This window comes from Methylobacterium sp. M6A4_1b, from assembly GCF_053345175.1.
In genome coordinates this window covers 33,910-43,462 of the sequence record NZ_JBKEZQ010000023.1, presented here as the reverse complement: position 1 = coordinate 43,462, position 9,553 = coordinate 33,910, and the positions used below count along the sequence as shown (strand labels likewise).

General features: G+C 71.1%; 8 protein-coding genes. 7 read left to right on the top strand and 1 reads right to left on the bottom strand.

All coding sequences use genetic code 11. From position 1 onward, the window contains the following. Nucleotides 1-107: 107 nt before the first annotated feature. The 3 genes from ACLBWX_RS18490 (at nt 108) to rsgA (ending at nt 4,580) form a co-directional block, all read left to right on the top strand. Complete coding sequence (locus tag ACLBWX_RS18490) at nt 108-713, top strand: PopZ family protein (protein WP_447678461.1); 606 nt, start codon at nt 108-110, stop codon at nt 711-713. A 95-nt stretch (nt 714-808) separates the two neighbouring features. Continuing rightward, entirely contained in the window at nt 809-3,541 is a 2,733-nt protein-coding gene (locus ACLBWX_RS18485) for a valine--tRNA ligase (RefSeq protein ID WP_447678460.1), read from the top strand. A 40-nt stretch (nt 3,542-3,581) separates the two neighbouring features. Further along, nucleotides 3,582-4,580 carry a ribosome small subunit-dependent GTPase A gene (gene rsgA / locus ACLBWX_RS18480; protein WP_447678459.1) on the top strand — a complete coding sequence of 333 codons (999 nt, stop codon included), beginning with the start codon at nt 3,582-3,584 and terminating at the stop codon, nt 4,578-4,580. Between the two features lie 10 nt (nt 4,581-4,590). Here the strand turns inward: rsgA and purD are convergent, their stop codons facing one another. After that, complete coding sequence (gene purD / locus ACLBWX_RS18475; RefSeq protein ID WP_447678458.1) at nt 4,591-5,874, bottom strand: phosphoribosylamine--glycine ligase; 1,284 nt, start codon at nt 5,872-5,874, stop codon at nt 4,591-4,593. A 198-nt stretch (nt 5,875-6,072) separates the two neighbouring features. Between purD and ACLBWX_RS18470 the strand changes: the two genes are divergently transcribed. From ACLBWX_RS18470 to ACLBWX_RS18455, 4 genes are all read left to right on the top strand, one after another. Next, nucleotides 6,073-6,243 carry a hypothetical protein gene (locus ACLBWX_RS18470; protein ID WP_447678457.1) on the top strand — a complete coding sequence of 57 codons (171 nt, stop codon included), beginning with the start codon at nt 6,073-6,075 and terminating at the stop codon, nt 6,241-6,243. Between the two features lie 81 nt (nt 6,244-6,324). Continuing rightward, nucleotides 6,325-8,061, top strand: coding sequence for an exodeoxyribonuclease VII large subunit (xseA, locus tag ACLBWX_RS18465; protein WP_447678456.1), 1,737 nt, complete (start codon nt 6,325-6,327; stop codon nt 8,059-8,061). A 150-nt stretch (nt 8,062-8,211) separates the two neighbouring features. After that, the gene (locus tag ACLBWX_RS18460) at nt 8,212-8,439 is read left to right on the top strand and encodes a DUF4170 domain-containing protein (RefSeq protein ID WP_056478031.1); all 228 of its coding nucleotides are present in this window, start codon (nt 8,212-8,214) and stop codon (nt 8,437-8,439) included. 135 nt (nt 8,440-8,574) lie between these two features. Beyond that, entirely contained in the window at nt 8,575-9,519 is a 945-nt protein-coding gene (locus ACLBWX_RS18455; RefSeq protein ID WP_055959118.1) for a ribose-phosphate pyrophosphokinase, read from the top strand. The last annotated feature ends 34 nt before the right edge of the window (nt 9,520-9,553 follow it).

Genomic DNA, 9,553 nt, shown 5'->3' with positions numbered 1-9,553 from the left:
CGGGCTTATCCCGTGCCGCGCTGCGCCCGGCGCTTGTATCGGAGCGGGAGCGTGAAATACTCGCTGCCTACCGCAACGGTTTACCCCAGATCCCGAGCATCGTCCGGATGAGTGCAGCGAGCCCCAAGGCATCGGACATGGCGCAGGAACCCTCGATGGAGGAGATCCTGGCGTCGATCCGGCGCATCATCGCCGACGATCAGATCGCCAAGGCCGAGGTGGTCGCGCCGCAGAAATCCGCGCCGCCGCCCCAGAACGACGACGTGCTGGACCTCGCCGAGGTCGCCAAGCCGGTGCGCAAGCCCATTCCCCTCGACGAGCCCGAGATCGCGTTCCGCAAGGAGCCGATCGAGGACGGGCAGATCGATTTCGACGCGATCTCCTTCGACGACGAGCCGGATTTCGAGCCGCTCCAGCCGCCGCGCCCGGCCCCGGTCGAGCCACCCCGCCCGGCGCCACAGCCCGCTGTCCGCGCGCCCGATCCGGAGCCGACGCCGACCGAGCGGCTGACCTCGGCCGTCACCGACGCCAGCGTCGCCCAGGCCTTCCACATGCTCTCGAACACGGTGATGAGCAGTCAGGCCCGCACCCTGGAAGAACTCGTGCAGGACATGCTCCGGCCGATGCTGAAGGGCTGGCTCGACGAGAACCTGCCCGGCATGGTCGAGCGGCTGGTCCGGGCCGAGATCGAGCGCGTCGCGCGGGGCCGCTGAGGTCGAATCGCAGGGCTCGCGAGTTGACGCGAGGGCCGCGACGGGTTGAAAGCGGGCCGGCTTCCGCTTCCCCGACACGTGAACCGACTCCGCCCATGATGGACAAGACCTTCGATCCCGCCGCCGTCGAGGCGCGCGTCAGTGCCGCCTGGGAGTCCGGCGACGCCTTCAAGGCCGGGCGGCCCGAGCGGGCCGGGGCGACGCCGTTCACCATGGTGATCCCGCCGCCGAACGTCACCGGCAGCCTCCACATGGGGCACGCCCTCAACAACACGCTGCAGGACATCCTCTGCCGCTTCGAGCGCATGCGCGGCCGCGACGTCCTCTGGCAGCCGGGCACCGACCACGCCGGCATCGCCACCCAGATGGTGGTGGAGCGCCGGCTCGCCGAGGCGCAGGAGCCCGGCCGGCGCGAGATCGGCCGGGCCGCCTTCGTCGAGAAGGTCTGGGCCTGGAAAGCGGAATCCGGCGGCGCCATCGTCAACCAGCTGAAGCGCCTCGGCGCCTCGTGCGACTGGTCGCGCGAGCGATTCACCATGGGCGTCTCGGGCGCGCCGGACGACCAGATGGTCCGCGCCGTGACCAAGACCTTCGTCGACCTCCATGCGCAGGGCCTGATCTACCGTGACAAGCGCCTCGTGAACTGGGATCCGAAGTTCCAGACCGCGATCTCCGACCTCGAGGTGCTGCAGGTCGAGGTGAAGGGTCATCTCTGGCACTTCGACTATCCGGTCGTCGATTCCGCCGGCGCCGAGACCGGCGACGTCATCACGGTCGCCACCACCCGGCCCGAGACCATGCTGGGCGACACCGCCGTCGCGGTCCATCCGGACGACGAGCGCTACACGCACCTCGTCGGCAGGCAGGTTCGCCTGCCGCTGGTCGGACGCCTGATCCCGATCATCGCCGACAGCTATTCCGACCCGGAAAAGGGCACGGGTGCGGTCAAGATCACGCCCGCCCACGATTTCAACGATTTCGAGGTCGGTCGTCGTGCCGGCTGCACGCCGATCAATGTTCTGGATTCGGAAGCCCGCATAAGCCTCGACGGCAATGCCGCTTTCCTCAGCGGAGCGGACCCCGAGCCGGAGGCCCTGGCCCTGCACGGCCTCGACCGGTTCGAGGCGCGCAAGCGCGTCGTCGCCCTGATGGAGGCGCGCGAGCGCCTGCGCCTGATCGAGCCGAACACCCATGCGGTCCCGCATGGCGACCGCTCGAACGTCGTCATCGAGCCCTATCTCACGGACCAGTGGTACGTGAACGTGAAGCCGCTCGCCGAGCGCGCCCTGCAGGCGGTGCGCGACGGAAAAACTCGTTTCGTGCCCGAGAATTACGAGCGGACCTTCTTCCAATGGCTTGAGAACATCGAGCCCTGGTGCATCTCGCGTCAGCTCTGGTGGGGCCACCAGATCCCGGTCTGGTACGACGAGGCGGGCGGCACCTACGTCGCGGCGAGCGAGGCGGAGGCGCAAACCCAGGCCGACGCGAAGCGTGGGGCGCCGGTGGCGCTGCGCCGGGACGAGGACGTGCTCGACACCTGGTTCTCCTCCGCCCTATGGCCGTTCTCGACGCTGGGCTGGCCGGACGAGACCCCGGAACGCGCGCGCTACTACCCCACCGACACCCTGGTGACCGGCAAGGACATCATCTTCTTCTGGGTCGCCCGGATGATGATGCTCGGCCTGCACGTCACCGACCGGGTGCCCTTCTCGACGGTCTACCTGCACACCCTGGTGCGCGACGCCTCCGGCGCCAAGATGTCGAAGTCGAAGGGCAACGTCGTCGATCCCCTCGGGCTCATCGACCAGTACGGGGCCGACGCCCTGCGCTTCACCCTGGCGGCCATGGCGGCGCAGGGACGCGACATCAAGCTCGCGGTGAACCGGGTCGAGGGCTACCGCAACTTCGCGACGAAGCTCTGGAACGCCTCGCGCTTCGCCGAAATGAACGGCTGCGTGCTCCGCGCCGACTACAGGCCGGAAGGCGCCACCGAGACCCTGAACCGCTGGGCGCTGGGCGAGGCCGCCCGGGCCGTCGCCGAGGTCACGGCGGCGCTGGATGCGTACCGCTTCAACGACGCCGCCGCGGCGGCCTACCGCTTCGTCTGGAACATCTTCTGCGACTGGTACCTGGAGCTGGCCAAGCCCGTGCTCCAGGGGGAGGGCGTCGAGGCCGCGGCGAAGGCCGAGACCCAGGCCACCGTGGCCTTCCTGATCGACCAGATCGCCAAGCTGCTGCACCCGTTCATGCCGTTCCTCACCGAGGAGCTCTGGGCGATCAAGGGCGCGAGCCTGCCGGAGCGCGGCCTCCTCGCCCTGGCGCCCTGGCCTGACCTCGCCGCCCTGAACGATTCGGCCTCGGAGGCGGAGATCGGCTGGCTCGTCGACCTCGTCTCGGAGATCCGCTCGGCCCGCTCGGAGACCAGCGTGCCGGCGGCCGCGCAGATCCCCCTCGTGGTGGTCGGCGCCGACGCCGCCCTGCGGGCCCGCGCCACCCGCTGGGGCGACACCCTCGTGCGGCTGGCGCGGCTCTCCGAGATCCGCTTCGAGGACGCCGCCCCGAAGAACTCCGTGCAGCTCCTGGTGCGCGGCTCGGTGGCGGCCCTGCCGCTCGAGGGCATCGTCGACCTCGCGGCGGAAGTCGCCCGCCTGAGGAAGGAGGCCGCGAAGGCCGGCGCCGAGATCGCCAAGATCGAGGCCAAGCTCGGCAATGCCGACTTCCTCGCCCGCGCCCCCGACGAGGTGGTGGACGAGCAGCGCGAGCGCCGCGACGGGGAGGCGGCGCGCCTGGAGAAGATCACGGAGGCGCTGTCGCGGCTCGCCGGTTGAGCGGGTCCCGACGCTTCGGCGCGCGAGCGGGTTGCGCGTCATGACGACCGTGCGCACCCTGGCCGATCTCGGCTGGTCCACCTTCTTCGCGGATCAGCGTCGCCCCGAGGAGGCGGCGCTCCTGCCCCAGCGCGTCGCCACCGTGCATCGCGCGCGCATGAGCGCGCTCTCGGAGGCGGGGGCGGTCAAGCTGATGCTGCCGGTTCACACCAACACCGGCGACTACGCGGTCGGGGATTGGGTCCTGGTCGAGCCCGGCACGCAGATGCTGCGCCGGCGCCTGGAGCGCCGCACCGTGCTGGAGCGACGGCGGGAAGGCAATTCCAGGCCACAGCTCGCGGCGGCGAATGTCGACGCGCTCTTCATCGTCACCTCCTGCAACGCGGACTTCAACCCGACGCGGCTGGAGCGCTACCTCGCTCTGGCAAACCAGGGGGGCGCCGAGCCGGTGATCGTCCTGACCAAGGCGGACGTGGCGGAGGATGCCGGGCGCTACCGCCGCGAGGCCGAGGCCCTGCAGCGCGCCCTCGCCGTGGCGATCGTCAATCCGCGCGAGCCCGAAGCCGCGACCTGCCTGGGTCCCTGGTGCGGGCCGGGCCGCACCGTCGCGGTGGTCGGCTCCTCGGGCGTCGGCAAGTCGACCCTCGTGAACACCCTGGCGGGTCCGGACCACGCGGCGCCGCAGGCGACCGGGGGCATCCGGGAGCACGATGCCAAGGGCCGGCACACCACGACGAGCCGCTCGCTCCACGCCATCGCGGGCGGCGGCTGGGTGATCGACACGCCCGGCATCCGCTCGCTCCAGCTCGGCGACGCTGCCGAGGGGATCGACACCCTGTTCGCCGAGATCACCGAGCTGACGCCCGAGTGCCGCTTTCGGGACTGCACCCACGCCCACGAGCCCGGCTGCGCCGTACAGGGTGCCGTGGCCGAGGGCCGGCTCGACCCGGAGCGGGTGGCGCGCTGGCACATCCTGCGGGCCGAGAACCGGGGAAACACGGTGGTGCCGACCGGTCCGCGCGGCAACAAGCGGCGCTGACGACCTCGCCTCAGATGCCGCCGCCGGCGACCTCGCGGGCCACGGCGCGCCGGCCGATGTCGCGCCGGCAGAAGCCTTCCGGCCAGTCGATCCGGGCCACCGCCGCGTAGGCGCGGGCCTGCGCCTCCATCATGCTCTCGCCCAACGCCGTGACGGCGAGCACCCGGCCGCCGTCGGCGAGGAGCCGCCCGCCCTCGGAGCGGGTGCCGGCCTGGAAGACGATGACCTCGTCGCTCACGCCCGCTGCCTCGACGCCGCGAATCTCCGACCCGCGCATGACCGTGCCGGGATAGCCGGCGGCGGCCATGACCACGGTGAGGGCCGCGCGGCGAGCGTCGAATTCCAGGCTGATGCCGGACACGTCGCCCTCGCAGGCCGCGAGCAGGGCCGGCACGAGGTCGGAGGCGAGGCGGGGCATCAGCACCTGGGCTTCCGGGTCGCCGAAGCGGGTGTTGTACTCGATCAGCTTCGGCCCGTCGGCGGTGAGCATCAGCCCGGCATAGAGGATGCCGGTGAAGGGGGTGCCGCGGGCGCGCATGCCGTCGAGGGTCGGGGCGATGATCGTCTCCATCACCTCGCACTCCAGGGCGGGGGTGAGGATGGTGGCCGGCGAATAGGCCCCCATGCCGCCGGTATTCGGGCCGCGATCGCCGTCGAAGACGCGCTTGTGGTCCTGGGCCGTGCCCACCGGCACCGCGCGGGTGCCGTCGCACAGGGCGAAGAAACTCGCCTCCTCGCCGAACAGGCATTCCTCTATGACGATTTCGGCGCCCGCCTCCTCGAACAGGGCGCGCACCGCGCTCTCGGCCTGCTCGCGGGTCTCGGCCACGACCACACCCTTGCCGGCGGCGAGTCCGTCGGCCTTGACCACGATCGGGACGCCGTGCGCGGCGATGTAGGCCAGGGCCGGCTCGAGGGTCCGGAAGCGGGCGAAGGCGGCGGTCGGGATGCCGACCTCGGCGCACAGGTCCTTGGTGAAGCCCTTCGAGCCTTCGAGCTGGGCGGCGGCCCGCGTCGGGCCGAAGACCCGCACGCCGGCGGCCTGGAGATCGTCGACGAGGCCCGCCACCAGGGGCGCCTCGGGTCCGACTACCACGAGGCCGATCCGCTCGCCCGAGCAGAAGGCCCGCACGGCGCCGTGGTCCGACACATCGAGTTCCGGGCGGTTCTCGCCGTATTCGGCCGTGCCGGGATTGCCGGGCGCGGTGAACAGGCGGGCGCAGAGCGGGCTCTTGGCGATGGCGTAGGCCAGGGCGTGCTCGCGCCCGCCCGAGCCGATGAGGAGGATGTTCATGGGGGTGATGTTCCCCAAAAGCCGTTCGTTGAAAAGTGCGATTCGCCCTCGACCCCGCCGATGTGCACGGGAAGCGTCCCCGAACCGGGTCAGACCTTCGTGTGTTCTCGTACCCCCGGCGCGGAACGAACGAACAGCGGCGGCGTTGTGAGGATTATGCCAGGCTGTCGCAAATCCCTTCCGACTTCGATGGCGCCGGTGCCCGTCCGGAGCGTCAGCCTCTCGCACTATGTCATGCGCGGTCGCGTTCCGGTCCATGCTTGCAACGACAACGGCCACCTTGGCGGCCTGCCGATCTGGCGGATGGCCCTGGCGATCTGTGCGGTGCCGGTGGCCTCGGCCCTGGTGATCCTTTCGATCCTGATGTGAGCCGCGCTTCACGAGCGTCGTGACGCGCCGGCGCGGCGCCCCACTTTACCTGTCGCGACGCCGGCCCTAGCGTCCCGGCGCATGGCCGTTCCCCCTCCGCCCGCCAAAGCCGCCCCCCCGTCCGGGCCTGTTTCCAACGTGCCCGAGTGGTCCGTCGGCGACCTCGCCTCCGCCCTGAAGCGCACCCTGGAAGACGCCTTCGGACATGTCCGCCTGCGCGGGGAGATCTCGGGCTTTCGCGGTCAGCACAGCTCCGGACACGCCTATTTCTCGCTCAAGGACGGCAGCGCCCGCATCGACGCGGTGGTCTGGAAGGGAACCTTCAACCGCCTGCGCCAGCGCCCGCAGGAGGGGCTGGAGGTGGTCGCCACCGGGCGGATCACGACCTTTCCCGGCAAGTCCTCCTACCAGATCGTCATCGAGACCCTGGAGCCCGCCGGCATCGGCGCCTGGATGGCGCTGTTGGAAGAGCGTAAGCGCGTGCTCGCCGCCGAGGGCCTGTTCGCGGCCGAGCGCAAGCGGCCGATCCCCTTCCTGCCCCGCGTCGTCGGTGTGGTGACGTCCCCCACCGGCGCCGTCATCCGCGACATCCTGCACCGGCTGGCGGACCGCTTCGCCCGGCCCGTCCTGGTCTGGCCGGTGCGGGTGCAGGGGGAGGGGGCGGCCGAGGAGATCGCCGCGGCGATCCGGGGCTTCAACGCGCTGTCACCCACCGGTCCGATCCCGCGGCCGGACGTGCTCATCGTGGCGCGCGGCGGCGGCTCGATCGAGGACCTCTGGGCCTTCAACGAGGAATGCGTGGTCCGCGCGGCGGCGGACTCGACGATCCCGCTGATCTCGGCGGTGGGCCACGAGACCGACACCACTCTGATCGACTTCGTCTCCGACCGCCGCGCCCCGACCCCGACGGGCGCCGCCGAGATGGCGGTGCCGGTGCGCACCGACCTCATCGCCGAGGTGACCGATCTCGGGCGCCGCCAGCACGAGGCAGTGGCGCGCCGACTCGACCGGGAGCGCAGCGACCTGCGCGCCCTGGTGCGGGCGATGCCGGACGTCGACGCTTTCCTCGCGGCCAAGCGCCAGCGCCTCGACCTCGCCGAGGCGCGCCTCGGCCCGGCACTCGCCGGCAACGCCCGCGTCTTCCGGCTCCGCGTCTCGCGTCTCGCCGAGCGCTTCGCCCGGCATCCGCCGACCCTGGCGCTCGCCCAGGCGCGGGGGCGCGTCGCGCGCATCGGCGACCGCCCTGGGGCAGCCCTGCGCCACGACATGGCGCGTAAAGGGGAGGGGCTGTCCTATCTCGGGCGCCGTCTCGTCATCGCCCGCGAGGGGACCGTGAACCGAGCCCGCGCCGAGCAGATGCGCAGCCGCGACCGCCTCGGCGCCCTGCAGGCGCGCCTCGTCCGAGCCGGCGCGCGGCTGACCGAGCGCCGCGCCGACCGCCTCGCCGGCCTGACCGGACTCCTCGGGTCCCTCAGCTACCGGGCCGTCCTTGCCCGCGGCTACGCCCTGGTGCGCGACGCCGACGGCCGCGCGATCCGCAGCGCCGCGCAGGCCGCCCCGCGCATGACGCTCGAATTCGCCGACGGCCTCGTCGGCGTCCACACCAGCGACGGTCCTTCGGATCCGCGTACCGACGCCCTCCCGTCGCCCCCGAGCGAGACCGCCGCCGGGGCAGATCAGGCCGGGTCCGCCCCCGGAAGGGTGCGCGCCCGGAAAACCGCGTCGAAGAAGACCGCGCCGGAGAAGATCGCGCCGAAGGTGGCGCAGCCGGACGCCGGCGCTATCCCCGCCCGGCAGGGAAGCCTGTTCGATCTCTGAGGACCGGGCCGGCGTGCCATGCGCCGTCCCCGCGCGTGCTTCGCGGCACGCGGATCGGGTTGACGAACCCGGCGACGTTTGCGACCGCACCGGAGGCACGGCTCGTGCCTTCGGGATGGCGCCGGAACCGACCGGGGAGGAGACGCGGGAATGACGACGACGATCGACAGCGCACAGAGACTGCACCTCGTCTTCGGGGGCGAATTGGAGAGCCTCGATGGCGTGAACTTCCGCGACGTCAGGAATCTCGACATCGTCGGCATCTTCCCGGACTACGCCTCGGCGCAGACGGCCTGGAAAGCCAAGGCACAGTCGACGGTTGACAGCGCGCAGACACGCTACTTCATCGTGCATCTGCACCGGCTGCTCGAGCCGTGATGTGTGAAACCTGGGTTCGTAATCCCGGTGAAGGCATTGTGACGCCCCTGTTGCGGCTGTTATGGAGCGCCGCAACGAAGGCTTGGCCCCCGGCATGGGACCGGCCCTCCTGGATCGCGAGATGAAGACCCCGGCATGAAGTCCTCGATCAAGATCATCGCCGGTAACGCGAGCCGGCCGCTGGCCGAGGCCATCGCGGCGTACCTCGAATTGCCGCTGGCCAAATGCATGGTCCGGCGCTTCGCCGACATGGAGATCTTCGTCGAACTTCAGGAGAACGTGCGCGGCGAGGACGTGTTCATCGTCCAGTCGACCTCGTTCCCGGCCAACGATCACCTGATGGAACTGCTCATCATGATCGATGCCGCGCGCCGGTCGTCGGCACGGCGCATCACCGCCGTGATCCCGTATTTCGGCTATGCCCGCCAGGACCGGCGCACCTCGGGCCGCACCCCGATCTCAGCCAAGCTCGTCGCCAACCTCATCACCGAGGCCGGGGCCGACCGGGTGATGACCCTCGACCTCCATGCCGGGCAGATCCAGGGCTTCTTCGACATTCCCACCGACAACCTGTTCGCCGCCCCCGTGATGGTGCGCGACATCAAGGAGCGCCTCGATCCGCGGGACTGGATGGTGGTCTCGCCGGATGTCGGCGGCGTGGTCCGCGCCCGCGCCATCGCCAAGCGCATCGACGCGACGCTGGCCATCGTCGACAAGCGCCGCGAGCGACCCGGCGAGTCCGAGGTCATGAACATCATCGGCGAGGTCGAGGGTCGGTCCTGCATCCTCGTCGACGACATCGTCGATTCCGGCGGCACCCTGGTGAACGCGGCCGAAGCCCTGCTGAACGCCGGCGCCAAGGACGTCTCCGCCTACATCACGCACGGGGTGCTCTCCGGCGGCGCGGTCTCGCGCATCGCCGCCTCGCGGATGAAGGAACTGGTCATCACCGACTCGATCCAGCCGACCCAGGCCGTCAAGCTCGCGCGCAACATCCGGGTCGCCACCATCGCGCCGCTTCTCGGCGAGGCCATCGGCCGGACCGCGACGGAATCGAGCGTGTCGAGCCTCTTCACCTGAGACGCGCGGCCCGGCCCCCCCGGGACCGGCGGAT

Bases quoted from the DNA above. Each gene is read 5' to 3' on its own strand.
- ACLBWX_RS18490 (WP_447678461.1), top strand. From the start codon at position 108: ATGAGTGCAGCGAGCCCCAAGGCATCGGACATGGCGCAGGAACCCTCG.
- ACLBWX_RS18485 (WP_447678460.1), top strand. From the start codon at position 809: ATGATGGACAAGACCTTCGATCCCGCCGCCGTCGAGGCGCGCGTCAGT.
- rsgA (WP_447678459.1), top strand. From the start codon at position 3,582: ATGACGACCGTGCGCACCCTGGCCGATCTCGGCTGGTCCACCTTCTTC.
- purD (WP_447678458.1), bottom strand. From the start codon at position 5,874: ATGAACATCCTCCTCATCGGCTCGGGCGGGCGCGAGCACGCCCTGGCC.
- xseA (WP_447678456.1), top strand. From the start codon at position 6,325: ATGGCCGTTCCCCCTCCGCCCGCCAAAGCCGCCCCCCCGTCCGGGCCT.
- ACLBWX_RS18460 (WP_056478031.1), top strand. From the start codon at position 8,212: ATGACGACGACGATCGACAGCGCACAGAGACTGCACCTCGTCTTCGGG.
- ACLBWX_RS18455 (WP_055959118.1), top strand. From the start codon at position 8,575: ATGAAGTCCTCGATCAAGATCATCGCCGGTAACGCGAGCCGGCCGCTG.